27 protein-coding genes and 1 tRNA gene are annotated in these 25,880 nt (G+C 63.1%); 20 read left to right on the plus strand and 8 right to left on the minus strand.

Going from position 1 to position 25,880, the window contains the following annotated elements; translation table 11 throughout:
• Positions 1–59 precede the first annotated feature (59 nt).
• The 7 genes from GSQ76_RS24925 to GSQ76_RS24955 are packed head-to-tail and all read left to right on the plus strand — an operon-like array spanning position 60 to position 6,752.
• Entirely contained in the window at positions 60–677 is a 618-nt protein-coding gene (locus GSQ76_RS24925; protein ID WP_158746800.1) for a TetR/AcrR family transcriptional regulator, read from the plus strand.
• Positions 674–2,062 carry a dipeptidase gene (locus GSQ76_RS24930; RefSeq protein ID WP_158746801.1) on the plus strand — a complete coding sequence of 463 codons (1,389 nt, stop codon included), beginning with the start codon at positions 674–676 and terminating at the stop codon, positions 2,060–2,062. Before GSQ76_RS24925 ends, GSQ76_RS24930 begins: the two co-directional genes overlap by 4 nt.
• A 48-nt stretch (positions 2,063–2,110) precedes the next feature.
• A complete protein-coding gene (locus tag GSQ76_RS24935) occupies positions 2,111–3,061 on the plus strand; it encodes a GDP-L-fucose synthase (RefSeq protein WP_158746802.1) in 951 nt (316 codons plus the stop codon).
• Between the two features lie 2 nt (positions 3,062–3,063).
• Positions 3,064–3,834: a class I SAM-dependent methyltransferase gene (locus GSQ76_RS24940; protein WP_158746803.1), complete on the plus strand. Its 771-nt coding sequence runs from the start codon at positions 3,064–3,066 to the stop codon at positions 3,832–3,834.
• Positions 3,835–3,886: 52 nt separating this feature from the next.
• Positions 3,887–4,870 carry a GDP-mannose 4,6-dehydratase gene (locus tag GSQ76_RS24945; protein ID WP_158746804.1) on the plus strand — a complete coding sequence of 328 codons (984 nt, stop codon included), beginning with the start codon at positions 3,887–3,889 and terminating at the stop codon, positions 4,868–4,870.
• Positions 4,871–4,872: 2 nt separating this feature from the next.
• Positions 4,873–5,808 (plus strand): GDP-mannose 4,6-dehydratase, encoded by a 936-nt coding sequence (locus GSQ76_RS24950; RefSeq protein WP_158746805.1) that lies wholly within the window; start codon positions 4,873–4,875, stop codon positions 5,806–5,808.
• Positions 5,775–6,752, plus strand: a complete 978-nt coding sequence (locus GSQ76_RS24955; RefSeq protein ID WP_158746806.1) for a lysylphosphatidylglycerol synthase domain-containing protein — start codon at positions 5,775–5,777, stop codon at positions 6,750–6,752. Before GSQ76_RS24950 ends, GSQ76_RS24955 begins: the two co-directional genes overlap by 34 nt.
• Here the strand turns inward: GSQ76_RS24955 and GSQ76_RS24960 are convergent.
• A complete protein-coding gene (locus GSQ76_RS24960; RefSeq protein WP_158746807.1) occupies positions 6,749–7,324 on the minus strand; it encodes a phosphatase PAP2 family protein in 576 nt (191 codons plus the stop codon). The two genes, GSQ76_RS24955 and GSQ76_RS24960, sit on opposite strands and share 4 nt — an antisense overlap.
• A gap of 6 nt (positions 7,325–7,330) precedes the next feature.
• Positions 7,331–7,831, minus strand: a complete 501-nt coding sequence (locus GSQ76_RS24965) for a hypothetical protein (protein WP_158746808.1) — start codon at positions 7,829–7,831, stop codon at positions 7,331–7,333.
• A 186-nt stretch (positions 7,832–8,017) separates the two neighbouring features.
• On the opposite strand from GSQ76_RS24965, the gene ffh reads away from it, so the two are divergent.
• The 9 genes from ffh to GSQ76_RS25010 all read left to right on the plus strand — a co-directional run bounded on the left by ffh (position 8,018) and on the right by GSQ76_RS25010 (position 14,922).
• Positions 8,018–9,394 (plus strand): signal recognition particle protein, encoded by a 1,377-nt coding sequence (gene ffh / locus GSQ76_RS24970; protein WP_158746809.1) that lies wholly within the window; start codon positions 8,018–8,020, stop codon positions 9,392–9,394.
• A gap of 41 nt (positions 9,395–9,435) precedes the next feature.
• A complete protein-coding gene (rpsP, locus tag GSQ76_RS24975) occupies positions 9,436–9,771 on the plus strand; it encodes a 30S ribosomal protein S16 (protein WP_158746810.1) in 336 nt (111 codons plus the stop codon).
• Complete coding sequence (gene rimM, locus GSQ76_RS24980) at positions 9,771–10,322, plus strand: ribosome maturation factor RimM (protein WP_158746811.1); 552 nt, start codon at positions 9,771–9,773, stop codon at positions 10,320–10,322. Before rpsP ends, rimM begins: the two co-directional genes overlap by 1 nt.
• Positions 10,319–11,020 carry a tRNA (guanosine(37)-N1)-methyltransferase TrmD gene (trmD, locus tag GSQ76_RS24985; RefSeq protein ID WP_158746812.1) on the plus strand — a complete coding sequence of 234 codons (702 nt, stop codon included), beginning with the start codon at positions 10,319–10,321 and terminating at the stop codon, positions 11,018–11,020. Before rimM ends, trmD begins: the two co-directional genes overlap by 4 nt.
• A 23-nt stretch (positions 11,021–11,043) precedes the next feature.
• Positions 11,044–11,436 (plus strand): 50S ribosomal protein L19, encoded by a 393-nt coding sequence (gene rplS, locus GSQ76_RS24990; protein WP_158746813.1) that lies wholly within the window; start codon positions 11,044–11,046, stop codon positions 11,434–11,436.
• 104 nt (positions 11,437–11,540) lie between these two features.
• Positions 11,541–12,941 carry a 3-isopropylmalate dehydratase large subunit gene (leuC, locus tag GSQ76_RS24995; RefSeq protein ID WP_158746814.1) on the plus strand — a complete coding sequence of 467 codons (1,401 nt, stop codon included), beginning with the start codon at positions 11,541–11,543 and terminating at the stop codon, positions 12,939–12,941.
• A complete protein-coding gene (gene leuD / locus GSQ76_RS25000) occupies positions 12,941–13,552 on the plus strand; it encodes a 3-isopropylmalate dehydratase small subunit (RefSeq protein WP_158746845.1) in 612 nt (203 codons plus the stop codon). The genes leuC and leuD overlap by 1 nt, the downstream gene beginning before the upstream one ends.
• Positions 13,553–13,634: 82 nt before the next feature.
• Complete coding sequence (gene leuB / locus GSQ76_RS25005; protein ID WP_158746815.1) at positions 13,635–14,750, plus strand: 3-isopropylmalate dehydrogenase; 1,116 nt, start codon at positions 13,635–13,637, stop codon at positions 14,748–14,750.
• Between the two features lie 95 nt (positions 14,751–14,845).
• A tRNA-Arg gene (locus GSQ76_RS25010) sits at positions 14,846–14,922 on the plus strand.
• 162 nt (positions 14,923–15,084) lie between these two features.
• Here GSQ76_RS25010 and GSQ76_RS25015 read toward each other — a convergent pair.
• From GSQ76_RS25015 to GSQ76_RS25025, 3 genes are all read right to left on the minus strand, one after another.
• On the minus strand, positions 15,085–16,365 hold the full coding sequence (locus GSQ76_RS25015) for a calcium-binding protein (protein WP_158746816.1): 1,281 nt from the start codon (positions 16,363–16,365) through the stop codon (positions 15,085–15,087).
• Positions 16,366–16,715: 350 nt separating this feature from the next.
• A complete protein-coding gene (locus GSQ76_RS25020; RefSeq protein WP_158746817.1) occupies positions 16,716–16,892 on the minus strand; it encodes a hypothetical protein in 177 nt (58 codons plus the stop codon).
• Between the two features lie 33 nt (positions 16,893–16,925).
• Positions 16,926–17,555, minus strand: coding sequence for a winged helix-turn-helix domain-containing protein (locus tag GSQ76_RS25025; protein ID WP_158746818.1), 630 nt, complete (start codon positions 17,553–17,555; stop codon positions 16,926–16,928).
• Between the two features lie 183 nt (positions 17,556–17,738).
• On the opposite strand from GSQ76_RS25025, the gene GSQ76_RS25030 reads away from it, so the two are divergent.
• From GSQ76_RS25030 to GSQ76_RS25045, 4 genes are all read left to right on the plus strand, one after another.
• The gene (locus tag GSQ76_RS25030) at positions 17,739–18,920 is read left to right on the plus strand and encodes an acyltransferase (RefSeq protein WP_158746819.1); all 1,182 of its coding nucleotides are present in this window, start codon (positions 17,739–17,741) and stop codon (positions 18,918–18,920) included.
• Between the two features lie 53 nt (positions 18,921–18,973).
• Positions 18,974–20,251, plus strand: coding sequence for a hypothetical protein (locus GSQ76_RS25035; protein WP_158746820.1), 1,278 nt, complete (start codon positions 18,974–18,976; stop codon positions 20,249–20,251).
• A gap of 31 nt (positions 20,252–20,282) precedes the next feature.
• Positions 20,283–20,456, plus strand: a complete 174-nt coding sequence (locus tag GSQ76_RS25040) for a hypothetical protein (RefSeq protein WP_158746821.1) — start codon at positions 20,283–20,285, stop codon at positions 20,454–20,456.
• Between the two features lie 512 nt (positions 20,457–20,968).
• Positions 20,969–21,157: a hypothetical protein gene (locus GSQ76_RS25045; protein ID WP_158746822.1), complete on the plus strand. Its 189-nt coding sequence runs from the start codon at positions 20,969–20,971 to the stop codon at positions 21,155–21,157.
• A 100-nt stretch (positions 21,158–21,257) separates the two neighbouring features.
• Here GSQ76_RS25045 and GSQ76_RS25050 read toward each other — a convergent pair whose 3' ends face one another.
• The 3 genes from GSQ76_RS25050 to GSQ76_RS25060 form a co-directional block, all read right to left on the minus strand.
• On the minus strand, positions 21,258–22,772 hold the full coding sequence (locus GSQ76_RS25050; protein ID WP_158746823.1) for a SpoVR family protein: 1,515 nt from the start codon (positions 22,770–22,772) through the stop codon (positions 21,258–21,260).
• A 19-nt stretch (positions 22,773–22,791) separates the two neighbouring features.
• The gene (locus GSQ76_RS25055; protein WP_158746824.1) at positions 22,792–24,078 is read right to left on the minus strand and encodes a YeaH/YhbH family protein; all 1,287 of its coding nucleotides are present in this window, start codon (positions 24,076–24,078) and stop codon (positions 22,792–22,794) included.
• A 10-nt stretch (positions 24,079–24,088) separates the two neighbouring features.
• Positions 24,089–25,880 (minus strand): PrkA family serine protein kinase (locus GSQ76_RS25060; protein ID WP_254070621.1); only part of this gene is annotated, 1,792 nt, incomplete at its 5' end.

A 25,880-nucleotide genomic window follows, 5' to 3' on the forward strand; every position in this document is an offset into this window, starting at 1 on the left:
ACAACAACCGCGCTTCGGGCTGAAGGTCAACCCAGTTCAATGGAGCGATGATGCCCGTGATGTCGGATACGGACGTTCTATCGCCCGAGAAGCACCAGCAAATCCTCCGCGGTGCGGCCACGATTTTCTCGCAGGATGGCTATGAAGGCGCCAGCATGTCGCGCATCGCAGCCTGCGCGGGCGTCTCCAAAGGAACGCTTTATAACTACTTCGCGAGCAAGGCCGAATTATTCTCCGCCTGGGTGGCGCAGGAGTGTGAGCGCAAGCTGTCCCTGGTGTTCGGCGATGCCGAGGTGAACGAACAGTTGGAGGCCGGGCTGCTGGCCCTGGGCAGCCGCATCGTCCACATGATGATGTCGCCCTCGGGGCTCACGATCTACCGGTTGACGGTGGCCGAGGCGTCCAAATTCCCCGAGCTCGCCCGCAGCTTCTATGAGGCCGGGCCGGCGCACGCCACACAGTTCATGACCGCCTGGCTGATGCAGCATATCCAGGCCGGCCGGCTGGCCATTCCCGACGCGGCATTTGCGGCAGAGCAATTCTTCGCCCTGTGCCAGACCCGCATCGGAATGCTACGCCGGCTGGGACTGATGACAGAGATCGACGACACCCTGGCGAAGCGCGTGGTCGAGGGTGCCGTGACCATGTTCTTGAACACCTACGGAGTGACACCGTGACCGCAAAGCTGACCGCCGTCCTTGACCATATCGAGGCCGGGTTGGACGGCACCCGAGACCGCTGGTTCGACCTGCTGCGCATCCCGAGCGTGAGCGCGCAGCCGAACCATAAGGGCGACTGCGCCGCGGCCGCGGAATGGCTGCGTGCCGAATTGGCAGCGATCGGGTTCGAGGCCAAACTGGTGACCACTCCAGGCCATCCAGTGGTGCTGGCCCACCATTCCGGCACCGCGCCCGGCCCTCGCCTGCTGTACTACGGGCATTACGACGTGCAGCCCGCCGAGCCGCTGGAGCTATGGACCAGCCCACCGTTCGAGCCAGTCTTGAGTGAAGGCCCGCGCGGCCCACGCATCTCGGCCCGCGGCGCCGTGGACGACAAAGGCCAGGTGATGATGTGGCTAGAGGCGCTCCGAGGCTGGCACGCGGTTGCCGGCGGCCCACCCTGCCCCGTGACGGTGCTGATCGAGGGTGAGGAGGAAGTCGGCAGCGTCAATCTGGAGCCTTTCCTGGCGGCGCATCGGGACGCGCTTGCCGCCGACATCGCCATCATCAGCGACACAGGCATGTGGGACATCGACACGCCCGCCGTCACCACGAGGCTACGCGGCCTGGTCTACACGGAACTGACCCTGCATGCCGCCGAACGGGACCTGCATTCTGGCCTATACGGCGGTTCGGCGCTGAACCCGATCAATGCGCTGACGCGGATCCTGGGCGATCTGCACGATGCATCCGGCCGAATCCAGCTGCCGGGTTTCTACGATGGAATCGCGGACACTTCCCCGGCGCAAATGGCCGAATGGGCGGCGCTAGGCTTCGACGAGGGCGCGTTCCTGGGCGACATCGGCCTGTCCAAGCCGATCGGCGAGCAGGGCCGGTCGCCCTTGGAGCGGATGTGGGCGCGCCCGACCGCCGATATCAACGGCATCTGGGGCGGTTATGCCGGGGCTGGCAGCAAAACGGTGATCGCGGCGCAGGCCTCCGCCAAAGTGTCGTTCCGGCTGGTGCCGGGCCAGGACCCGGCGAGAGTGTATGAGTCATTCAAGCGCTTCGTCGCCGATCGCACCCCGGCCGATGCCAGGGTTGAGTTCCAGCTTTTCGGCACCGCACCAGGAATCGAGATCCCGACGGACAGCCCCTGGGTTCAAGCCGCCCGCGCCGCGCTGGCCGACGAGTATGGCCGCCCGGCGGTGCTGATGGGCAGCGGCGGGTCGATCCCAGTTGTCGAGAGCATGCGCCGGCTGCTGGGCGTCGACTCGCTATTGATGGGATTCGGCTTGGCAGACGACCAGGTGCATAGCCCCAACGAAAAGTTCGAGTGGCGCTGCTTCCACCAGGGCCTTCGCAGCCATGCTCGCCTGCTGGCCAAGCTCGCGGCGCCGTAGCCCGTCTGATCTAGCGCCACGCCCGTTTGCACTGTAACGGTGCGACGGATGAGCGAGCAATTAATAGCAAACCGTCGTCTGCGAGTCGTAATTACCGGCGGCACCGGGCTCGTCGGCACTGCGCTTGCGGCGGAATTGCGGGCTGCGGGGTATGAGACGGTCATCCCCCTTTCCCAGGCCGATGGCGACCTCGCAAATCAGGCGGAGGCCGAGACGGCGATCGCCCGCGCCCGGCCGGATATCGTCTATCACCTGGCAGCCCGGGTGCATGGCATCATGGGCAATCTACGAACCCAGGGCGAAAGCTACCTCGCCAACATCCGCATCAATACCAACGTGATAGAGGCCGCCCGCCGCGCCGGCGCCCGCAAGTTCGTGGCAATGGGTTCCACCGCGATCTACTCGGACCAGGTGCCACGCCCGATGCGGGAGGCGGATTTGTGGCTGGGCGCTCCGCATGGGTCGGAAGCGGGCTATGCCCATGCCAAGCGCGCCATGCTGGCCCAGTTGGGCGCGTATCACGAGCAATACGGCCTAGACTACGCATTCTGCATCGCCACCAACATGTTCGGCCCAAACGACCGGTTCGACGAACAGAACGGGCACGTCATCCCGTCCCTGCTGTCGAAGTTCGAACGCGCCATCCGCAATGGCGAGCCGGTTGAGGTCTGGGGAACCGGCACGCCGCGCCGGGACTTCCTATTCTCGCATGATGCCGCACACGCGATGCGCCTGGTGGGCGAGCGCTTTACCGGGCCGATCAATCTCGCCACCGGCAAAGCCATCTCCATTGCCGACATGGTGGAGGCAATGGTGCGCGTCACCGGTTTCCCAGGAAGTGTTATTTGGGACCGCAGCAAACCGGATGGCCAGATGCTACGCGACTACGATGTCGGGCAGTTGAGGGCGCTGGGCTTCGAACCGGTCAACACGCTGGACGACGCTTTGCGCACCACCTTTGCCTGGCTGCGCGACCATGCCGGGGCAGCCCGGCGGTGACCATGCTGGGTCACAAACCCTGCCCGGCCTGCACGTCCCGCTACACGGTTCATTTGCAGGACGTGCTGGGGCAGCGCAGCGGCAAGCCCATCCCACAATTCGTCTGCCTGGATTGTCATTCGTTCTTCAATCACTCCGGTTATCGCGAGACGGACGAGCAGAAGGCGCATGATTTCGAGTTCCTGCACAACATGCGGGAGAGTATCTACGCCAACCAGAACCGCCTTTGCCTGGAGCTGGTGACACGCTGCCCTCACGTGCAGACCGTGTGCGAGATCGGCTACGGCCTCGGCTGGTTTTTGCGATCTTGTAACGATTACAGACGCAAAAGTTACGGATTCGAAACTAACGCCAATTGTCACGCATACGCGACCGGTGATCTGGGCTTGGACTGCGCCCTGGGCCTGTTCGACGCTAGCCACACCAAACATTATGACATGTTCGCATCAATCATGGTGTTCGAACATCTAGAAGATCCCCGCGCATTGTTTACGCAGATGCGGGATCGGCTGAACCCGGATGGCGCCATCTATCTGTGCGTCCCCTTCGTGGAACGGCGGGATTGGCCCTATTTGTGGACCGCCGGGACCACCCCGGCCAACATGCCGCCCGACGTGTTCTACGACAATGACGTTCACATTATGCACTATAGTGTCGAGGGATTGACCCGCATGGGGATCTCGCTGGGTGCCCGCTCGGCGGAGTTCTTCACCTCCCCGGATGTAGCCCACAACTCGCCCGGGGCTTATCAAGGGGTGTTATTTCGCTTCTAGCTTAATTGCAGCGTCTGAGATAACCAACCCAAGCTTCAGCGTAAGGACACTCATGCCAACAGCACTCGTAACCGGCGTGACCGGACAGGACGGCGCCTATCTCTCGCAACTTCTGCTGGCCAAGGGCTATCGGGTCATCGGGCTGATGCGCCGTTCTGCTTCTTCGGACGTCATTGGGGAGCGTTTGCGCTGGCTGGGCATCCTGAAGGATGTCGAGTTGGTTGACGGCAATCTGACCGATCTTTCTAGCCTGATTCGGGTGCTGAGCGTCTACAAGCCGGATGAGGTCTACAACCTCGCCGCACAATCCTTCGTCGCGGCATCATGGCAGCAGCCGCTGTTGACCGGCAACGTGACTGGCCTCGGCGCCGCGAACGTGCTGGAGGCGGTGCGGCTCATCAAGCCGGATGCCCGGTTTTACCAGGCCAGTTCATCCGAGATGTATGGCCTGATCCAGGAACCAAAGCAGAGCGAGACGACCCCGTTCTACCCGCGTTCGCCCTACGCTGCGGCCAAGCTCTATGCGCATTGGATGACGGTAAACTACCGTGAAAGCTTCGGCATGCACGCCAGCAGCGGCATCTTGTTCAACCACGAGAGCCCGCTGCGCGGGATTGAGTTCGTGACCCGTAAGGTGACGGACGGTGTGGCTCGTATCAAACTGGGCCTTGCCACGGAGCTGCCGCTAGGCAACCTGAACGCCACGCGCGATTGGGGGCACGCCCGCGACTACGTGCAGGCAATGCACCTGATGCTGCAGCAGAAGGTGCCGGATGACTACGTGATCGCCACCGGCCGCACGACCTCCATCCGCGATCTCTGCATCATCGCGTTCTCCCATGTCGGCCTGAATTGGGAGGAGCACGTCACCACCCGCGCCGACCTGATCCGCCCGGCCGAGGTCGACGTTCTGCTGGGTGACTCCACCAAGGCGCAGACGACCCTTGGGTGGAAGCCGGAAACGACGCTGGAAATGATGGTCGCCGAAATGGTCGAGGCGGATCTCGCCCGTCACCGCACCCGCATGGCGTCCTGAGTATGGCGGCGGGGCAACCTCGCCGCATTCTGGTCACGGGCGCTGGCGGGTTTGTTGGTGGGCATCTGCTCACCGCCATTCGCGGCGCCCTTCCAAGCGCTGAGCTGTTCACCGATTGGTTCGACATCGCCGACGCCGCCGCCGTTCGCCACGCCGTTCGGGCAGCCCGGCCGGATGCGTGCGTGCACCTGGCCGCGATCGCCGCCATTCCTGCCGCCCAGAAGGATCCGGATGAGGCGTGGCGAGTAAACCTGCATGGCACATTGTCTCTCGCCCGCACGCTGATGCAGGATGCGCCGGATTGCGCCCTATTGTTTGTGTCTACGTCAGATGCTTATGGCGCGACATTTAAGTCCGGCGTGATGCTTGATGAGACTGCGGCGCTGAATCCGATGAACACCTACGGCGCCACCAAGGCCGCTGCCGACCTCGCCTTGGGCGCCATGGCGCGCGAGGGGTTGCGGGTGATACGGGCGCGGCCGTTCAACCACACCGGACCCGGACAGTCGGATGCGTTCGTCGTGGCCTCGTTTGCACGTCAGGTGGCGCTGGTTGCGGCGGGCAAGCAGGATGCGACGCTCATGGTTGGTGCGTTGGATTCGGAGCGCGACTTCCTGGACGTGCGGGATGTCTGCGCCTGCTATCTGCAATGCCTGTTGAGGGCGGATCGCATACCTAGCGGCACGATCTTCAATATTGCATCCGGCCAGCCGCGCAAGGTTGGCGATGTGTTGGCCGACCTTATCGACATCGCCGGCGTGAAAGTGACGGTCTCGACCGACCCGGGCCGCCTGCGCACCGCCGAAATCCCACTTGCCGCCGGCAACCCGGCGCAAGCCAAACGCCTGCTGGATTGGCAGCCCGCCATCCCGTGGCGCCAGACCCTAACGGATGTGCTGGCGTATTGGCGCACGACGATCGGAGCTACCCAGGACTGACCCGCCAGCGAATGTGGAACGCCGCGGTCGGCCTCACTCTAGTCGGCTTCGCGGTCTGGGCGATCGTGACCACGGGGCAGAGCGTGATGGCTCTTGGAGCCGCGAGCGTGCGGGCACTGTGGGTCTTGCCGGGCCTGCTGGCGCTGCATTTGTTGCAGCTGTTTCTATCCGCCCGTTCGTGGCAGTGCGTGCTGCCGCCCGGGCCGGCGCTGCTCCGGCTCTATCGGCTGCGCATCACCCGGGAAGGCATCGACTCGATGTTGCCGGTAGCGCAGGTGGGCGGGGAGATCATCGGCGCTAAATTGCTGGCCGCCGATGGCCTTCTACTTGCCGTCACGGCCGCCAGCGTCGTGGTGGACGTAACGCTGGAATTTCTGACGCAACTGATCTTCCTGCTGATCGGCGTCGCCGCCCTGGCCATGATTTCGCCGGATGGCGCGTGGCAGGCTTGGATCGGCGCCGCTGTACTGACCGGCGCTGGGGGAGTGGGCCTACTGGCGGCGCAGCGCTTTGGACTACTGCGGATTCTGGAGACGCTGGCCCGCCGCATCGCGGCGCGCTGGCCCGGCGTTGGTGCGCTAACTGGGTTGGATGCGGCGGCGGCGGCGATGTATCGCAGCCGGTCTTCGATGCTGCAGGCAGGTAGCCTGCATCTGTTGGCCTGGCTGCTCGGCTCCCTGGAAAGCTGGGCCGTGCTGAACGCGATCGGCACCGGCACGTCTCTTACCCAGGCAATGGCAATTGAGGCGCTGGGCATGGCGGCCCGTAGCGCCGGGTTCGCCGTGCCGGGCGCGCTGGTGGTTCAGGAAACCGGCTTCGCCCTGGCCGCGGCGGCGGTAGGCCTGCCGGAGGCATCGGGCCTGTCCCTCTCGCTGGTCAAGCGCGCACGGGAGGTCTGCATCGGCCTGCTCGGCCTGGCGTTGTGGCGGCTGGAGCGGCGCTAGGCTCGGCACATTGCGCTCAGCGGTAGCCAGGAGAGATAGGCGAAATTATGGATCGTCTGTTCCGCCTGCAGCCGCATGCCGTGGAAGCACAGCATGATGGCCAGGACCACGACTGCAACCGGCCAGCTACGCAGCGCCGGGCGCGGGCCGGCCAATGGCAGCAGCACCGCGGCTCCCAAAAGACCCACCACGCCGCCAACCACGGTCTCCACGGGGACATGGGCACCCAGGGAGACGCGGGTGATAGCAATCACCACGGTGATCGCGGGTGGGACTAGCACCAATAATGGCATCGGCACCCGGCCGCGGCCCAATAGCAACAGAATGCCCCCATAGGTGACAGTCGCCGCAGCCGTGTGGCCGCTGGGGCTGTGGATCCCCAGCCCGGACAGCGGCTCGTAGCAGGCCACGAACAGCACTTTTAGGAACCCCATCGTCCCTAAAACGCCTGACACCGACACGGTCCAGGCAAGCGCGCCGCGCCACCATCCCAGGGCGGCAAGCACGACGGCAATCGTCGCCGCCAGCGGCAGGATGACCGCCTCGTCGGCAAAATCAGTCAGAAACTCCACCGCCGATCAACGATGACGGCGGGGTGGGTGGTAAGCCGGGCGATGATAGGTGGGATGGCGGTAGGCCGGCGCGTGGCGAGCCGGTGTGTGGTAGGCGGGTGCATGGTAGGCGGGCCTGTTATAGGTCGGCCGGTTATAGGTCGGCCGGTGATACGTCGGGCGTAGCGCGCGATCACTGCGGATCGCCGGGCCGCGCTGATGTCGCACGACGGCGCGCCCCCGATAACGCGGTGCGTCGGCATAGTGACGCCGCCCCTGCGCGGAGTAGCGCGAAGCATAGTGGCGCGGGGCATAGTAGCGGGACGCGGCCCGGTAGCTTCGCCGATAGGCCGGGCGATACGACCGTCGCGGCGCATACCCGCCACCGCCGCCGCCGCCAGCCGGGCGCGCGGTCAGTGCCTCCAGCGACAATTTGTTCAGCTGGTCCGTAGTCACCTGTGCCCGGGCCGGCCCCGCGAGCGGCAGCAAACTGGCCGCCAGCACCGCCAGGAGCAGAAATCGTCGCATGGTTCACTTACCCCCGTGATCGTCGGTTGGGGCGATACAGGCGCGCCGCCCGCGGTGCAATCTTGACGCGGCGCCTGGTCGCGGTCATACCCCGGACCCGGATGCATGGGCATCCCGCCCCCAAGGGGGCACCGCCGCTCCGCGATAGTCGCGCAGCGGCGCGCTGGTCGTTGTGGAGCGTGCGATATGTTCGACACACTGTCGAGCAAGTTGAACGGGGTGTTCGAGGGGTTGCGCAAGCGCGGCCGCTTGTCCGAACTCGACATCGCCGAGGCGCTGCGTGAGGTTCGCCTTGCGCTGCTGGAGGCGGACGTCGCCCTCCCCGTCGTCAAAGATTTCATCAGCAAGGTCCGCGATGCCGCCACCCAGGTGGAGGTGCTGGACAGCGTCGCCCCTGGCCAGCAGGTCATCAAGATCGTCAACGACGTGATGGTCGAGGCGCTGGGTGGCGCCGGGGCTGTCCCGCTGAACCTGTCCGCCGTCGCCCCGGTGCCGATCCTGATGGTCGGCCTGCAAGGCTCCGGCAAAACCACCACCTCCGGCAAAATCGCGCTGCGCTTGCTGCAGCGTGAGAAGAAGAAGGTGCTGCTCGCCTCGCTGGACACGCAGCGCCCCGCCGCCCAGTTGCAGCTGCAGCAATTGGCCGAGCGCGCGGGCGTCGCCAGCCTGCCGATCATCGCCGGGCAGACCCCGATCGAGATCGCCCGCCGCGCCATGGAAACCGGGCGTCGCGAAGTCTACGACGTCGTGATCCTGGACACCGCCGGCCGCCTGTCGATCGACATGGCGCTGATGGACGAGGTCCGCGCCATTCGCGGCGAAACCAACCCCGCGGAAACCCTTCTGGTGGTCGACGCGATGACCGGCCAGGACGCGGTGAACACCGCCAAGGCGTTCAACGACGCGCTGGGTATCACCGGCATCGTCATGACCCGGATGGACGGCGACGCTCGCGGTGGCGCCGCCCTGTCCATGCGCGCCATTACCGGCGCCCCGATCAAGCTGACGGGGTCGGGCGAGAAGATCGACGCGCTGGAGGAATTTCACCCCGAACGTGTCGCCGGCCGCATCCTTGGCATGGGCGACATCGTCGGCCTGGTGGAAAAAGCCGCCGAACACGTCGACGAGGCGGAGGCCGAGAAGCTGGCGGCCAAGATGCTGGCCGGCAAGTTCGACCTGGACGACTACGCCAAGCAGCTGAAGCAGATCACCAAGATGGGGTCGATCTCCTCCATCGTTGGTATGCTGCCCGGCATGGGCGCGGCGAAGGAAGCGCTGGAGAACGCCAACGTCGACAAGACGATTTTGGCCAAGCAGGGCGCGATGATCTCCTCCATGACCATGAAGGAGCGACGCGACCCGGACATCATCAAGGCGAGCCGTAAGAAGCGGATTGCCGCCGGGTCCGGGACGACCGTGCAGGACGTGAACAAGCTGCTGAAGCAGTTCGACGACATGTCCACCATGATGAAGAAGATGCGCAAGCTGGGGCAAAAGGGGCTGATGCGTCACGGCCTAGGCGCGATCATGCCCAAGAGCATGCAGCAGCGCCGCCCCTACTGAGACTTTGCCGACACCGAACTGAGACTGATTAGGAAAATACGATGGGACTTAAGATTCGCCTTGCCCGCGCGGGCGCCAAGAAGCGGCCCTACTACCACATCGTGGTGGCCGACAGCCGTTCCCCCCGCGACGGCCGCTTCATCGAGAAGCTGGGCAGCTACAACCCGATGCTGCCGGCCGACCATGCCGAGCGGATTCGCCTGCAGGACGAGCGCATCACCCATTGGCTGAGCGAGGGCGCGCTGCCGACCGACCGCGTTGCCCGCTTCCTGGGCCGCGCCGGCCTTGCGCCGATGCCCGCCTATCGTGAGCAGCCCGTGCAGTCCGCGCCGAAGAAGAAGGCGCAGGAGCGGGCCAAGGAAGCCGCCGGCGCCTGATGCCAGACGAGCGTATCCTGATGGGCGTGGTAGGTCGGCCGCACGGCGTGCGGGGGCTGGTGCACGTGCACAGCTACACCGCAGAGCCGGCCGATCTGCCCACCTACGGTGCGCTGTTGGACGATAGCGGCCGCCGCTGGACCCTGGTCTGGCGCGGCGACGGCGTGGCCGAAATGCGGGACGAGCAGGGCCGCCCCCTGCCCGACCGCAATGCGGCCGAAAAGCTGGTGAACACCCGCCTGTCGGTCGAACGCAGCCGCCTACCCAAAACCGAGGACGACGAGTACTACCTCGCCGATCTGGTAGGGCTTGCGGTCATGTCGGCCGAAGGCGCGACGCTGGGCCGGGTAACGGCGGTGCACGACTACGGCGCCGGCGCCAGCTTGGAGATTGCGGGCGAAGGCCAGCCGATCCTGCTGCCCTTCACCCGTGCTTGCGTGCCGAGTGTGGATATCACCGCCGGTCGCGTAATCGCCGTGTTGCCGGAGGAGGTGGTGGTTGCCACCGACGCCCCAACCACAGCCGCCGGGCCGGATCAGCACCCGGCATGACTTGGCGCGCCACCACGCTGACGCTGTTCCCGGACATGTTTCCGGGCCCTCTCGCCGGGTCACTGGCGGGTCGGGCACTGACGACCGGGATCTGGTCGCTGGATACGCACGACATCCGCACCGCCGGGTTGGGCCGCCACCGCAGCGTGGACGACACCCCGTTCGGCGGGGGCGCCGGCATGGTGATGCGGCCGGATGTGGTGGATGCCGCCATTGCCGCCGTGGCCGATGATCGTCCCCTCGTGTTCCTCACCCCGCGCGGGCGGCCGTTCCGCCAGGGCGACGCAACCCGGTTCGCGACGGGACCGGGCATCATCCTGCTATGCGGCCGATACGAGGGAATCGACCAGCGCGTGATCGAGGCACATGAGGCCGAAGAAATCAGCGTCGGCGACTACGTTCTCTCCGGCGGCGAGCTGGCGGCCATGGTTGTGCTGGATAGCTGCGTGCGCCTGCTGCCCGGCGTGATGGGCGCTGCCGAAAGCGCCATCGAGGAAAGCTTCAGCACCGGCCTACTGGAATACCCCCACTACACCCGCCCGGCCGAATGGCAGGGGCGCGCCGTGCCCGACGTGTTGCTGAGCGGCGACCATGCCGCCATCGCACGCTGGCGCCGCGCCCGGGCGGAGGAGACCACGCGTGCCCGCAGGCCGGACCTGCTGGCGCACCCCGTTGCATCCGGCGCTTCGGCACCGTAACTGATCTCGAGAAGGACAAGACCATGAACTTGATTCAGCAATATGAGGCCGACGAGATCGTCCGCCTGACGGCGGCCCGCGCCGTGCCGGAATTCGTCCCCGGTGACACCGTTCGCGTGTCCGTGAACATTAAGGAAGGCGAGCGCTCCCGCGTCCAGGCCTTCGAAGGCGTGTGCATCGCCCGCTCCAACAAGGGCCTCAACAGCAACTTCACCGTCCGCAAGATCAGCTACGGCGAAGGCGTGGAACGCGTGTTCCCGCTCTACGCGCCGACCATTGCTGCCATCGACGTGGTGCGCCGTGGCGATGTCCGCCGGGCCAAGCTCTACTACCTTCGTGGCCGTCGCGGTAAGTCTGCTCGCATTGCCGAGAAGGCCCGTGACACGCGTACCACCGAGACTGCCGCCGCCGAGTAAGTCTAGGCCAGGGCGGCAAGCCCTGGACCCCCTGAATGTAAGAGGACACGCGTCCTCCCGTGGGGTCCAGGGGCTATGCCCCTGGCTTCACGGGAGAACGAAGAATGCCGCGCACGCTGTTCGATAAAGTCTGGGACGCCCACGTCGTTGACCGAATGGAGGACGGTACATGTGTGCTCTACATCGACCGCCACCTCGTTCATGAGGTGACAAGCCCGCAGGCATTCGAGGGGCTTCGCCTAGCCGGCCGCCCGGTGCGCCGGCCCGATGCGACCATCGCCGTGGTCGACCACAACGTCCCGACCAGCGACCGCCGCCTTGGCATTGCCGAGGAAGAAAGCCGCATCCAGGTCGAGACGCTTGAAAGCAACGTCGCGGCATTCGGCGTGCCCTATATTCCGTTGCTGGATGCGCGGCAGGGCATCGTCCACATCATCGGACCGGAACTGGGCATCAGCCTGCCGGGCACCACGATCGTTTGCGGCGACAGCCATACATCGACCCATGGTGCATTGGGCGCGCTGGCATTCGGCATCGGCACGTCGGAGGTGGAGCACGTGCTGGCCACCCAGACCCTGCTGCAGAAGCCGGCGAAGAACATGCTGGTGTCGGTTGAGGGCACGCTGGGCGCCGGCGTTACCGCCAAGGACGTGGTGCTGGCGATCATCGGCACGATCGGCACCGCCGGTGGTACCGGCCACGTCATCGAATACGCGGGCAGCGCCATTCGCGGGCTGGACATGGCTGGCCGCATGACCGTTTGCAACATGAGCATCGAGGCAGGTGCCCGCGCCGGCATGATCGCACCGGACGAGACGACGTTCGACTACGTCCGCACCCGGCCGCAAGCCCCGAAGGGCGACGCGCTGGAACAAGCAATCGCCTGCTGGCGCACCCTTCCCTCCGACGAAGGCGCAACCTACGACAAGATCGTGGCACTGGATGCCGCCGATATCGCGCCGATGGTAAGCTGGGGCACCAACCCCGAGGCCGTGCTGCCCATCACCGCTTCCGTCCCCGACCCCGACAGCTACGCCGACCCGGCGAAGGCCGATCAGGTGCGCCGCATGCTGGACTATATGGGCCTCACCGTCGGGCAGAAATTGTCTGAGGTGCCGATCGACGTCGTGTTCATCGGCAGTTGCACCAACGGGCGGATCGAGGATTTGCGTGCCGCCGCCGCCATAGCCCGCGACCGGCACGTCGCACCCGGCGTGCGCGCCATGGTAGTCCCCGGCAGTGGCCTGGTAAAACAGCAGGCCGAAACCGAGGGCTTGGACAAGGTGTTCCTGGACGCCGGGTTCGAGTGGCGGGAGGCTGGGTGTTCCATGTGCCTAGGCATGAACCCGGACAAGCTGACGCAAGGCCAGCGCTGCGCCAGCACGTCCAACCGCAATTTCGAGGGCCGGCAGGGCCCAGGGGGACGCACCCACTTGCTATCCCCAGCCATGGCTGCCGCAGCCGCCGTGACCGGCCGTTTGTCCGATGTTAGGGAGATCGCGTGATGCAGGCCTTCACCACCCTCACCGGCGTAGCAGCGCCACTGCCGCTGGCCAATGTCGATACCGATAAGATCATTCCGGCGCGGTTTCTGAAAACCATCAAGCGCACCGGATTGGGCGTCCACGTATTCGACACGCTGCGCTACGACTCGACCGGCGCCGAGCGGCCGGATTTCGTGTTGAACCAGCCAGCCTATCGCCATTCCGAGATCCTCATCGCGCATGAGAATTTTGGCTGCGGCTCGTCGCGCGAACACGCGCCTTGGGCATTACTGGATTTCGGCATCCGCTGCGTGATCGCGCCGGATTTCGCCGACATCTTCCACGGCAACTGCTTCAAGAACGGCATCCTGCCGATCCGCCTGCCGCGCGCCGTGTGCGACCAACTGATGGAAGACGCCAAGCTGGGCGGCAACGCCCGGCTGACAGTGGACCTTGCCCGGCAGGTCGTCGTCCGCCCCTCCGGTGAGGAAATCCCGTTCGAGATCGACGCCTTCCGCAAGCACCTGCTGCTCAATGGATTGGACGACATCGCCCAAACCATGCAGCGCACCGCGGCGATCGACACCTACGAGGCCAAGCAGCCTGGCTGGCTGCCCGGCGTCACGGTCTAGCGCCCAGTTCCCTATCGGCCACCACCGGGCCGGGGTGAGGAACGCCTCACCCCGCAATGCCCCTCCATGGAGAATCGAGTCCATGCCCGCGAATAAAAAATTGCTGCTGCTGCCTGGTGATGGTGTCGGCCCGGAGGTGATGCACGAGGTGCGCCGGGTCATCGACTGGATGGCGCGCCGCCGTCGCGCCAGCTTCGAACTCGCGGAAGATCTAGTGGGCGGCGCCGCCATCGACGCGCACGGCAGCGCCATCTCCGCCGCAACTGTGGCGCGTGCAAAGGAGGCTGATGCGGTGCTGTTCGGCTCCGTCGGTGGGCCGAAATGGGACACGCTGGGCTTCGACAACCGCCCCGAAATCGCCATCCTCACGCTGCGGCGCGAGTTGGGCCTATACGCCAATTTGCGCCCGGCCATCGTGCTCGATCCGCTACTGGACGCATCCACCCTCAAGCCGGACGTCGTGCGCGGCCTGGACCTGATGATCGTGCGGGAGAGCACCGGCGGCATCTATTTCGGCGAGCCCCGTGGCGTGGAAACCCTGCCCGACGGCCAACAGCGCGGCTTCAACACCGAAACCTACACCACGCATGAGATCGAGCGTGTGGCCCGCGTTGCGTTCGAACTCGCCCGCAAGCGGCAGAACCGCGTGACAAGCGTGGAAAAGGCCAACGTGATGGAAAGTGGCCTTCTGTGGCGCCAGGTGGTGACCGCGCTTGCCGCCCGCGAGTTCCCAGACGTAACGCTCAGCCATATGTACGCCGACAACTGCGCCATGCAGCTGGTGCGCAACCCGCGCCAATTCGACGTCATCGTCACCTCCAATCTGTTCGGCGACCTGCTGAGCGACCTGGCATCGATGCTGACGGGCAGCCTGGGCATGCTGCCCTCTGCCACCCTGGGCGACACGGACCCCACCACAGGCCGCCGCTATGCCCTGTACGAGCCCATCCACGGCAGCGCCCCCGACATCGCCGGCCGCGGCATCGCCAACCCGCTGGGGCAGTTGCTGAGCTTCGCAATGCTGCTGCGCCATTCCTTCGCCATGGAGGAGGACGCCGCGATGATCGAGCGCGCCGCCACCAACGTGCTGGCAAGCGGTCTGCGCACCGCGGACGTGATGGCACCGGGTGCCGCCCAGGTTGGTACATCGGTCATGGGCGAGAGCATCCTGCGCGAACTTGAAAAACTCGCCGCATAGGGGGTTGCCTGCCTCGGCAGGTTGTCCTACACCGCCGCCTCGGTTGCGGTCCTAGACTGCGGCCACGGCTGCGGTCTCATACCGCGGTCAAGGTTGCGCCCGTAGCTCAATTGGATAGAGCACCAGACTACGAATCTGGGGGTTGGAAGTTCGAGTCTTTCCGGGCGCGCCATTTTTTCTTCTGAGTCACAGGCCATCTGGAATTCAGCTTCACTGGTTGGTGTTGCTGACCCATACCGTGTGTCGGTGATCTAACCGTCCAGGCGGGTCGCTGAATGTGCCCGTGTACGGGGTCGGGCGCCGGGCTGGCTATGCACCAGGCCGGCGTGCGACATCAACCGATGCGAAAGTGCGACGTGCCCAGAGCGGCCGGGGTCAGGTTACTGAATTGCACGGTCGTTCCGTCATGAAGCGTCAACGTGGTGCCGCCGGCGCCGTTATCCGCCAGCACGCCAGGCGCGGCCAAGTCGGCAGTGCTCGTGAAGCCACCGACACCGCCTTGCAGGTCGATCACGAAATTCGAGTCCGCACCGTGGTTGAAGATGAGAGAACTGGACGACGGCCCAATCTGCACGGTCAGCGCATTCGAGTTATCTGTCACCTGCGAGATGCCTCCGCCAGGCGCTAGCACGACGAATGAATTGCTGCCGCCGGCCACCGTCAGTTCCATGTGGCTGATGGAGATGGTGTCATCGCTGCCGCTACCGAGTGAGACGGTGTCATTGCCGCTGCTGACACCCCGGCCCAGCAACACCGAATTGAGGTAGCCATCCACGTTGACCTGGTTGTCGCCATTCCCGACCTGCACAGTCGATTGTCCCAACCCGGCGGTGATCGTGCTGTTACCGTCGCCGACGACAACGAGGTTGGAATAGCCGCCCGCCGACACACTGCTTGAACCATTGCCCAGCTTGATTTGGGCCAGACCTTCTGGACCAGTCACGGTATGTTGGCCGTTGGCTGCCGTGATAGCGTCGTTATAGCCCAGTGCAGTGATGGACGCGTCGCCGTTGCCCATCGTGACAGTATCGTTGCCGTCGCCAGCAAAGATCATCTCGGTACCGGATGAATTACCAACAACGATGCTGTTGTTGTAGCCGGCTAGGTTGATCGAGTCGGTACCGTTGCCAAGGTTCACGGTGGTGTTACCCAGCGCACCGTCCACCGTGTGGTTACCGTCGCCGCCGCTGATGAAGTTGGCGTAGCCGCCGGCACGGATGGAGGAACCGCCGTCCCCGACGATTACCGTATCGCTGCCGGCCCCGGCATCGACGAACTGCGTACCGTTTCCAAGCTCTACAAGGTTGCCGTAGCCACCCGTGCTGACAGTGTCGCTGCCGTCGCCCAACTGCACGGTGGTGAACCCGAGCGAGCCACTTACGGAACTATTGCCGGAACCGCCAACAACCTGGTTGTTGTAGCCGCCCAGCGTAATCCGCAGATTACCAGAGGTTCCGGCGAACACCGTCGCGCTGCCCAGGCCGCCGATGACCGTGTCATCGCCGCCGCCAGTGTTGAACGTATTGAAGTAATTGAAGCCGCGGAGGACCTCAGCACCGTCCGACCCGGTCAAGACACTGCCGCCGTACGCGCCACCAGTAATCGTCGTCGCCATCGTGCATTCCTTAGTAAATTACTGGCTACTCAGCCCGATCTTCATAGCGGCATCGCCTTTATTGTCTCTAGAATAGAATTCTTAAAGCCAAGTTAAGTAAAAATATGTCAGCCAAGACGGCTTGTAGCCATCAATTTTTTTGTGGCCAAAATGCTAATTGTCGAAACGATTGCGCGCCGGCGCGCGGCTGATAGCCGGCGGTGCAATTATGACGCGAGCCGAGTTGCCGCGCGGCCCCATCCGCTATATTATGCACCACGCACCGTGTTCCCTCAGGTTTCTCAGGCGAAGAGCCCCGCAGGGGTATCAGCCTTTCGTGCCGCCTGGGCTGAACAAGTCGCGTTAGGAATCTACGCACGCAATTCTGGGATCAGTTGGACGCGGATCTGGCGCGCGTATTTCGGCAGGCAGCCGCGGCCGTCTGTCCAGCGCGCCGGGCCACCGATCTTGCCGCGGGCAATCTCCGGCTTATGCCAGCCCTCATCAGGCAAATCCGCAAGCGGCATCGTGTTACCGCCCAGCCACAACGCCGATCCTGGCCTCGTCTGCGAACCAGACTTCTACGGCATCGGTGCCGATGCCCTGCTCGCGCGCGATCGCCGCCAGGCGGGCAGGAAAGCTTTTTTAAAACCGTCGACCGCTCCGGCTGCCTGAGCATGGTGGCGCGGCCGGGCGGACAGCTTGCGATACCCGAGCTTGCGCAACTCGCGGCTGACCGTGTCCTCGCTGAGTGACATACGGAACTCCTCCCAAAGCCACTGCACCAAGTCTATCAGCCGCCAGCGGACCACACCGTCTACGGCTGGGATCGGTCCATCATCCACCCTGCCGGCCAAGGCGCAGCGCTGTGCATCGGTGAGCTTGGGGATCGGTCCGGCAGTCTTCCGGGCAACCAAGCCCGGCGGACCTTCGGCGTTGAATCGCACCACCCAGTCCCGCACGATTTGCAACGTGACACCGCCAACGCGCGCCGCCTGGCTGCGCGTGCCACCGTCGTAGACCACCGCCAGCGCCAGCAGCCGCCGGGCTTGGCCAGCATCGCGGCTGTGCCGGGCGTGGTGACGCAGGGTCTCGGCAGTGAAATCAGCCCGCAGAGGGGTCGGAGCAGCCATGGCAAACACCTCATCTTTGCCGTGGTGAATCACAGATCGGCCCGCGTCGGGAATCCCCCCTCGTAAGTCAAACGTCATGCGGGTTGGTATCAGACCTCCAGGGCCTTTTTAGGAATGTGTCCCTTAGCACCTATGCAGTCTTTAGCGACCATCTCAATTTCCGCTTGCCCGTGCCGCCGAAAATTGCGGGCGTCGTTGCGTTTGTATCCATCAGCTGTAACTCGGCATGGTATAGCTACACGTCAGAGATGGATCGAGACAATGGACCAACCGAAGCTTCCTTTCATTGATGCCCTACGCGGATATGCCATTGTTCTAGTTATTGCCAGTCATGCTTTCCCTACTCTGCCTGAGCTACCTTGGACAATGAAGCGTTTCACCAATCTTGGCTTCTTTGGCGTCCAGCTGTTCTTTGTGGTGAGCTGCGTTACACTGACCCGGTCTTGGCGGCAGCAGCAGGCACTTCGAGGCTATCCAAGCTTGCGGGATTTTATGATCCGGAGACTGTTCCGCATCGCACCTGCCTACTATCTCGCGGCCGCCCTCTATTTGTGGCTGTCGTGGAATGGCCTGCCCGCTGCTACACGCCTAGCCACTTTTCTGACGTTCACCAATGGATGGAGTCCTGGGCAGATGCCAACGATGCCCGATGCCTGGATTGGGGTGCCCGGCGGATGGAGTATCGAGGCGGAGGTTGCCTTTTACGCCTTGTTCCCCATGCTAATGGTCACCATACGCGGCTTCTGGCCAGCCCTCGTCGCGCTGCTGGTCAGTCTGCCATTCGCCTGGGTTGCCAACGGTCTAGGTTGGGCAGCCTATGTGCAGGATTACGGCTCGACAGCCACTGACCAGTTCCTCTACTACTGGTTGCCTAATGAGATGCCAGTATTTCTTGCTGGATTGGTGTTGCATGAGGTGATCATTAAACTATCGCCAGGGGGCCAATGGCAGCTTCTGGGTGTCCAGGTATCCCAATATGCGAGATTGCTCCTAGCGGCATGTGTGGTTACTTTCTTGTCGCTTGGATTGATTGCGTGGCCTCGCTTGCCGGTCCCCGGCTGGCTCTTTGTACCGTCTCATCTCGTTGCGGCACTTGCTTTCAGTGGCATCACACTCGCATTCGCGCTTCGGCCGATGCCGCTGCTGGTCAACTGGGCCATCGTTCGTATAGGCCAGGGCAGTTTTAGTGCATATTTGCTGCATTTCGCACTTCTGGAAGGGATAGTGCGGCTCCTACCCGCTTCGGTGCTCGGCGCCACTGGTATAAACGCCATCGCAGCCGCGACCGCCCTGTTTGTCGCCGTGCTGGTGATCACGGGCGTACTGGCCCAAGCCACTTACCGCTGGATCGAGACACCAGGTATTCAAACTGGCCACCACGTCAGCCGTGTGCTGAACGGGAAACAATGGTCGGCAAAGACCGATCCAAGTGCGGCGGGCTGAAGCAGATGAACAGGTTTTTAACATTGCCTCATAGGAGGCAGGATCGACCTGCATTGCGGTCCATTGTAAGGCAATTTCTGCCTTTGGTCATATTCCTGGTCGGCTGTTCTATCGCAGTTCATTTTGTTCAGTACGGACAGACGGAAGGTGAGTCCTCTCGTGCCGCGGAAGCGCTGTTGCACCGTGGTTACATTGGTGATCCATACCTGCTGCCAACTGGCCCGTCCGCCCACGTCTCCCCATTGCAGGCCATATACATGGCCGGGGTCTACGCACCGTTCGGCGTGGACACTCCGATGTCTAATATCATCCTGAGTCTTGTGACTGCGAGTATCTTCGCCAGCGGTGTGGCAATCACGTTGCAGCTCGTATCTGATCTCGCCTTGACCCGGTGCGGCCACTGGGTGGCTGTCGGCTTGCTCCTCATGACGTCATTCTTGGTGTTCTATGAGGTGACGATTTGCCGGGTTTGGGAGCAGCCTATATCCGCCGTGATCCTGCTCGCTGGCTGGCTCGCCCTGGTTCGATACAAATCCGGCGCTGGCAAATGGAGCCTTTACGGAATGGCTGTATTGGCAGGGCTGGGCTTCCTGCTCACTGCCGCCATTCTACCATCGCTGCTGCTGGGATTGGGTATGATGCTCTGGACCGGGCGGCATCGGCCCGGCCTACTCACCCGGGCGATCATGGCAGGACTGATCGTGCTGGCGATGGCTCTTCCATGGGGCGTGCGAAATGAGGCTGCGTTGGGCAAATTTATCCTCACCCGGTCGAACTTCGGGTTGGAGCTGGCATTAGGCAACCAACCCGGTGCATTAGGGCCCTCCTCCCTTGGCTGGACGGCGCCGATCCATCCCAGTCTTTCTGCCGCCGCGGCCAAGCAGGTGCAGGACGTCGGAGAAGTGGCATACATGGCAAGCATGACAAGGCTCGCCCTCGGATGGATCGAAGCCGATCCAGAGCGCTTCGCTCAGCTGACTGCCATTCGCGCCGAACTCAGTTTTTTCCCCAGTGCCGCCATGGTGGGCTGGTTTCCCGTGCTCGGCGTTGCTGTGGTAGTCTTACTTCTCACGATATTCGGGGCACTGAAGCTGGCTGCCTGCGCCGGCAGTTTGGCCTTGCGGTGCCAACCAGGGCCGGTTCTGGTGTTCGGCGTGCTGCCGCTAGTGCCGTATTGGCTAACACACCTCTACTTGCGCTATGTGTTGCTGACCTACTTCACGAGTGTTGTGTTAATTACCCTGGTGATTGACCGGGCGGTATACCAATACCTGCCCAGAGGGATCATGGGTCTCGGGCAAAGAGGTACGGGGCATAAAAATTCAACGTGAGATGACACCATTTTTTTGTTAGGACAGCAAAATGCCGGAAGAAAAGACGGATATTAAACTCTCCTTCTCGGTCGATAATACAATTGGACCTGTAACGGATTATGATGTCGCTATGGCCTATGAACTTTTCTTGGGACGGCCGCCGAAAAATTCCGCAGTCATCAATAGCGATAAGCAGCCTCAAGAATCCCTCAATTTGATCTGAGGTGCTCTAGGCCCGATTCGCGTTTGCTGCGTAGACATTTCGCATGATTGCGGCTGAGTTCGGAAGTATGGGCAAATCGACTGTAACCATACCCTTCCGGGTGAACTTGCTGATATTTCTCCAACAAGATCATCAGGTTGACCCAGGGCGCTTCATCTCCCGCGCCAACGACGCCCAATCCGGCTCCACATAGCGCCGCACGCCTGGCTTTAGTCTAGGTCGCTTCGGTGGCTTACTGGAAGTGTTAATGGCTCATCAGGCGTGACCAGCCGCACACCCATTCTGCTCATGCTGGTAGGTGTTGACGGCTGGTGGCCAGGCATGACAGAAACCACAGTACAATGCCGAAAGAAGTCAATTACTTAGCGCCAGGTTCTCCCAAAGGGCTGGAGCAGCACGCGCCGTCGAGCGGCGGGCTGGGGCTTGAGGCCCTGCAATCAATGGGGGCAAAATCGCGCATCTGGCATTGCCAGGTCGTTTGGATTTTGTCCGCCATGCTGTTGAGCGGGTGCGTGACGAAGCCGCCAGTGGTGGCCGCCGCGCCCCCGAAGGCAGACCCCCAAGCCGCCTATCGCCTGTGCACCGACCGGGCGACGGCGGCCACCGCCTCCATCACCGAGCGCCGGGGTGCGGCGGAAAGCCGGATCTTCGGCCAATGCATGGCTGTCGAAGCGCCGGATGACCCGGCTGCCATGCGGTGACCTTCGGCGTGACGAGGGTTTGCGGTCTCGTGCTACTGGCCCGGAGCGCCACTTCGGAGCAGGTATCGATCGTCAGTCTTCGGTCGCCGCAGACCCCGGGTCAGCCCGCGGGTTTGGAGGTGTGGGTGGCCAGCACTGCGTCGGTATCGGTGTCGACCTCGTGCAGGCGGATCTCGTAGCCCCAGAGCACGGCCAGGTATTTCAACGTCGCTTCCGCGTCCTTCTTGGCAAGCAATTGGCCCGGATGGGTGCGATGCTCCAGCCGCAACTGGCGATCTCCTGACAGATCGACGTCCACGACCTGGATATCGGCATCGTTCAGGCCTGGATCGTAGGATCGTGCCAGGCTGCGCCGAATGGCGCGGTAGCCGTCATCGTCGTGGATCGCGTCCACTAGCAAGGTGGGTTCGGACGTGTCGTCCATCAGGCGGAACATGCGGAAATCGCGCATGACCTTCGGCGACAGGAACTGCAGGATGAAGCTTTCGTCCCGGTAATTCGCCCAACCATGCCGCAACGTTCCGAGCGCGTCGCCATTGCCCGCGATATCGGGAAACCACGACTTGTCCTCCGCAGTCGGCTGGTCGCAGACGCGCACGATGTCGGTCATCATTGCATAGCCGAGCGCATAGGGGTTGAAGCCCGGCCCGTATTCGAAACCCGGCTGCATGATGACGTTGCTAGTGGAGTGGATTACCTCCAGGAACGCCGCGTCATCGATCTGCCCGGTTTCATGCAGCCGGGTCATGATGCGCTGGTGCACCCAGGTAGCGCAGCCCTCGTTCATCACCTTGGCCTGGGGCTGTGGATAGAAATACTGCGCGATCAGCCGGACGATCCGGATGATCTCCCGCTCCCAGGACTGCAACCGGGGCGAGGATTTTTCGAGGAAATACAACAGATTTTCCTCGGGCAGTCCCAACAGCCGCCGCCGATCGGCGAGTTTGTCGCTCCCCGGCATGGGCTTGGCATCCGGCAAGGTACGCCACAGATCGTCGAATACCTTCTCATCATACTCACGGCGCTCGCGCTCGCGCTTTTCCTCGGTTTTGAGATTTAACGGGCGCGTGCCACCATGCCGGTGAACGCCATGTCGCGACAGGGCATGCGAGGCGTCCAGAATACGCTCCACCGCCGCCACGCCGTAGCGATCTTCGCAGGCGCTCACATAGGTGCGGGCGAACTCCAGATAGTCGATGATCGCCGATGGTTCCGTCCACTGCCGGAACAGATGGTTGTTGCGGAAAAAATGATTGTGGCCGAACGCGGCATGCGCAATCACCAGCGCCTGCATCGTCGCGGTGTTTTCCTCCATCAAATAGGAGATGCAGGGGTTGGAGTTGATGACGACCTCATACGCCAGGCTGGAATAACCCTGGCGGTAGCTGTTTTCGTGCTGCAGAAACCGTTTGCCATACGACCAATGCCGATACGTCAGCGGCATCCCGTGTGCGGTGTAGACGTCGAGCATCTGTTCCGACGTAATGACCTCGATCCGGTTAGGGTAGAGTTCGAGGCCCAGTTCTTCCGTCGCAATCCGCTCGATGGCATCGTAGGAGCGTTGCAGCGTGCCGTAATCCCAATCCGTCCCAGAATAGAGCAGGGGGCGGTCCATTAGGTTTCCCCTACATGTGTCATGCGGCCACTTTCCGGCCGAACAGGTCGCGGAAGACGGGGAAAATATCCTTGCGCTCGGCCACGCGCCGCATCGCTAATTTTGGCGCGCGCTCCGCCAATGGAGCGTACCCTCGCCACAGATCGGTCTCCCCACGGATGATTGCGGCGGAGATCGACACCTCGATATAGGCGAAATGCTGGACGATCGGCAGGATGTCGTTTTCCAGCATCGCCACGGCACGATGCGTGTCGCTGCCAGAGTTATCGCCATCCGACGCTTGCGCCGCGTAGATATTCCATGACCCGGCGGGATAGCGCTCCCGTTGAATGCGGGTCAATTCGGCGAGTGCGGTGGACACAATGGTGCCGCCTGTCCGCGGGTCGGTGAAGAACACCTCCTCTTCCACCTCTTCCGCGACTTCGGTATGGCGAATGAAGACGAGGTCGACACGCTTGTAGCGCCTCTCCAGAAACACGTGCAGCAGCAGGAAGAACCGCTTGGCCAGGTCCTTCATGCTCTCCGACATTGAACCGGATACGTCCATCAGGCAGAACATCACCGCGCGGGCGGAGGGCTTCGGCACCGGAGTGAAGCGGCGATACCGCATGTCGATCGGATCGACCCAGGGCACGCGCGCCAGGCGTCGCAGCGCCAGCTCCAACTCCCCCCGCAGCGCCTGCAACTTTTCGACGTCCTCACCGGTGGAGGTGAGGCGCGCCACTTCCTCCTCCAACTCTTTCACCTCGGGCGGCTTCGGCCGGCGCAGGCCGATGCGCCGGGCCATCGATTGCCGCATGGTGCGCGACATATCTACCTGAGACGGCGTGCCGTCGACGCTGATGCCGGCGCGGGATGGCGTCATCGTGTCGGTCGCAACGACCTGGTTTTTCACCAAATCGGGCAATTCCAAATCCTCGAAAAACAGGTCTAGGAACTCGTCCCGGGTCAGCACGAAGCGGAAGCCGTCCTGTGCCTCCCCCTCGCCCTGGCCGGCGCCGTTTCCAGCGCCGCCACCACCGCCACCACCGGGTGGGCGCTTCAGCCGGTCGCCCTTCGAAAACTCCTTATTGCCGGACAGCACCACGTCGCGTTGCCCGGCGGTGAACACGGTATGGAAAGAAGGCTCGTGCAGGACGTCGGCCGGTATGGTGACAGTTTCGCCCTGCCCGGTTTCCCGCAGCGTGCCCTGGTCTATCGCGTTTCGGGCGGCCCGCGCGATGGCGCCCCGGGCACGCGCCAGCACACGCTGGCGGTTGTCCAGGTTCTTGCCATGGGGGTTCGATCTGCGGTCGATAATGTCCAATCGTGCGCCCTCAGGCCGACTGCTTGACCCGCATGTACCACTCGACCAACCGGCGCACCTGGCGTTCGGTATAGCCGCGCGAGACCATGCGTTCGACGAAGTCGTTGTGTTTCTTCTCCGTGTCCCCGTCCTTCTTCGAGCCAAAGCTGATGACCGGCAGCAGATCCTCCACCTGGGAGAACATCCGCTTCTCGATGACGTCCCGGATCTTCTCGTATGACGTCCAGGACGGGTTCTTGCCGCCATTGGCTGCCCGGTTGCGCAGGGCGAACTTTACCACCTCGTTCCGGAAATCCTTCGGGTTGGCGATGCCCGCCGGCTTCTCGATCTTGGTGAGTTCCGCGTTCAGCAATTCCCGGTTCAGCATCTGGCCGGTGTCAGGATCCTTGAAGTCCAGGTCTTCAATCCAGGCGTCGGCGTAGTCCAGGTAGCGGTCGAACAGGTTCTGGCCGTAATCGCCATAGCTCTCCAGATACGCCTTCTGGATCTCGTTGCCGATGAACTCGGCATAGCGCGCGGCCAGTTCGGACTTGATGGTGGCGAGGTAGGTCGCCTCCATATCAGCCGGGAATTGCTCGCGCCGGATCGCCTGTTCCAGCACATACATCAGATGCACCGGATCAGCCGCGATCTCGTTGGCGGAGTGGTTGAACGTCGCCGACAGCACCTTGTAGGCGAAGCGGGTGGAGATACCGTCCATGCCCTCATCCACCCCGGCGGTGTCACGATATTCCTGCATCGTGCGAACCTTGGGATCGGTCTCGCGGATGTTCTCGCCGTCATACACCCGCATCTTGGCAAACGGGCGGGAGTTTGCGTGCGGCTTCAACCGTGACAGCACCGCGAACCGCGCCAGCATTTCCAGTGTGCCGGGTGCCAGTGGAGCTTCTGCCAATGCCGAACCGCTGATGAGCTTCTTGTAGATCAGCCCTTCTTCGGTGACGCGCAGGCAATACGGGACTTTCACGACCGATACACGGTCGAGGAACGCTTCGTTGGTGCGGTTATTACGGAAGCTCTGCCACTCCGCCTCGTTGGAGTGGGCGAGCAAGATACCTTGGAATGGAATAGCGCCGATATTCTCGGTGCCGAGGTAATTACCTTCCTGCGTCGCCGTCAGCAACGGATGCAGCATCTTGATCGGCGCCTTGAACATCTCGACGAATTCGAGGATGCCCTGATTGGCGCGATTCAGCCCGCCGGAGAAGCCATAGGCGTCTGGATCGTTCTGGCTATACATCTCCAACTTGCGGATATCGACCTTGCCGACCAGGGCGGAAATGTCCTGGTTGTTGTCGTCACCGGGCTCGGTCTTGGCGATACCGATCTGCTTGCGACGGGAGGGATAAATCTTCACCACCCGGAACCGCTCGATATCACCGTCCCATTCATCGAGGCGCTTCAGCGCCCACGGGCTGGCGATGCCGGTCAGCACCCGGCGGGGAATCCCGTACCGCTCCTGTAGCGAGTCGGCCATGGTTTCGGGGTCGAACAATCCGAGCGGGCTTTCGAACACCGGGCTCAGTTCAGTGCCGGCCTTCAGCACGTAGATTGGCTCTTGCTCCATAAGCGCCTTCAGGCGTTCGCCGAGGGAAGACTTGCCGCCACCGACCGGCCCCAGCAGATAAAGGACCTGCTTACGCTCCTCCAGCCCTTGGGCGGCGTGGCGGAAGAAGCCGACGATTCTCTCGATCGTCTCCTCCATGCCGTGGAATTCGGCAAAGGCGGGAAATATCCGCACGGTACGGTTCATGAAAAGGCGGCCAAGCCGAGCATCGCGAGAAGTATCGACGATCTCTGGC

The sequence above is a fragment of the Acidisphaera sp. L21 genome, assembly GCF_009765685.1.
Classification (GTDB): domain Bacteria; phylum Pseudomonadota; class Alphaproteobacteria; order Acetobacterales; family Acetobacteraceae; genus LMUY01.

What these genes read in the sequence shown, in the direction of transcription:
- leuB (WP_158746815.1), top strand. Translation starts at nt 13,635, where the DNA reads ATGCCCGCGAATAAAAAATTGCTGCTGCTGCCTGGTGATGGTGTCGGC.
- GSQ76_RS25030 (WP_158746819.1), top strand. Translation starts at nt 17,739, where the DNA reads ATGGACCAACCGAAGCTTCCTTTCATTGATGCCCTACGCGGATATGCC.
- rimM (WP_158746811.1), top strand. Translation starts at nt 9,771, where the DNA reads ATGCCAGACGAGCGTATCCTGATGGGCGTGGTAGGTCGGCCGCACGGC.
- rplS (WP_158746813.1), top strand. Translation starts at nt 11,044, where the DNA reads ATGAACTTGATTCAGCAATATGAGGCCGACGAGATCGTCCGCCTGACG.
- rpsP (WP_158746810.1), top strand. Translation starts at nt 9,436, where the DNA reads ATGGGACTTAAGATTCGCCTTGCCCGCGCGGGCGCCAAGAAGCGGCCC.
- GSQ76_RS24925 (WP_158746800.1), top strand. Translation starts at nt 60, where the DNA reads ATGTCGGATACGGACGTTCTATCGCCCGAGAAGCACCAGCAAATCCTC.
- GSQ76_RS25040 (WP_158746821.1), top strand. Translation starts at nt 20,283, where the DNA reads ATGCCGGAAGAAAAGACGGATATTAAACTCTCCTTCTCGGTCGATAAT.
- GSQ76_RS25025 (WP_158746818.1), bottom strand. Translation starts at nt 17,555, where the DNA reads ATGACGTTTGACTTACGAGGGGGGATTCCCGACGCGGGCCGATCTGTG.
- ffh (WP_158746809.1), top strand. Translation starts at nt 8,018, where the DNA reads ATGTTCGACACACTGTCGAGCAAGTTGAACGGGGTGTTCGAGGGGTTG.
- GSQ76_RS24965 (WP_158746808.1), bottom strand. Translation starts at nt 7,831, where the DNA reads ATGCGACGATTTCTGCTCCTGGCGGTGCTGGCGGCCAGTTTGCTGCCG.
- GSQ76_RS24950 (WP_158746805.1), top strand. Translation starts at nt 4,873, where the DNA reads ATGGCGGCGGGGCAACCTCGCCGCATTCTGGTCACGGGCGCTGGCGGG.
- leuD (WP_158746845.1), top strand. Translation starts at nt 12,941, where the DNA reads ATGCAGGCCTTCACCACCCTCACCGGCGTAGCAGCGCCACTGCCGCTG.
- GSQ76_RS25050 (WP_158746823.1), bottom strand. Translation starts at nt 22,772, where the DNA reads ATGGACCGCCCCCTGCTCTATTCTGGGACGGATTGGGATTACGGCACG.
- GSQ76_RS24940 (WP_158746803.1), top strand. Translation starts at nt 3,064, where the DNA reads ATGCTGGGTCACAAACCCTGCCCGGCCTGCACGTCCCGCTACACGGTT.
- GSQ76_RS24935 (WP_158746802.1), top strand. Translation starts at nt 2,111, where the DNA reads ATGAGCGAGCAATTAATAGCAAACCGTCGTCTGCGAGTCGTAATTACC.
- GSQ76_RS24945 (WP_158746804.1), top strand. Translation starts at nt 3,887, where the DNA reads ATGCCAACAGCACTCGTAACCGGCGTGACCGGACAGGACGGCGCCTAT.
- leuC (WP_158746814.1), top strand. Translation starts at nt 11,541, where the DNA reads ATGCCGCGCACGCTGTTCGATAAAGTCTGGGACGCCCACGTCGTTGAC.
- trmD (WP_158746812.1), top strand. Translation starts at nt 10,319, where the DNA reads ATGACTTGGCGCGCCACCACGCTGACGCTGTTCCCGGACATGTTTCCG.
- GSQ76_RS25015 (WP_158746816.1), bottom strand. Translation starts at nt 16,365, where the DNA reads ATGGCGACGACGATTACTGGTGGCGCGTACGGCGGCAGTGTCTTGACC.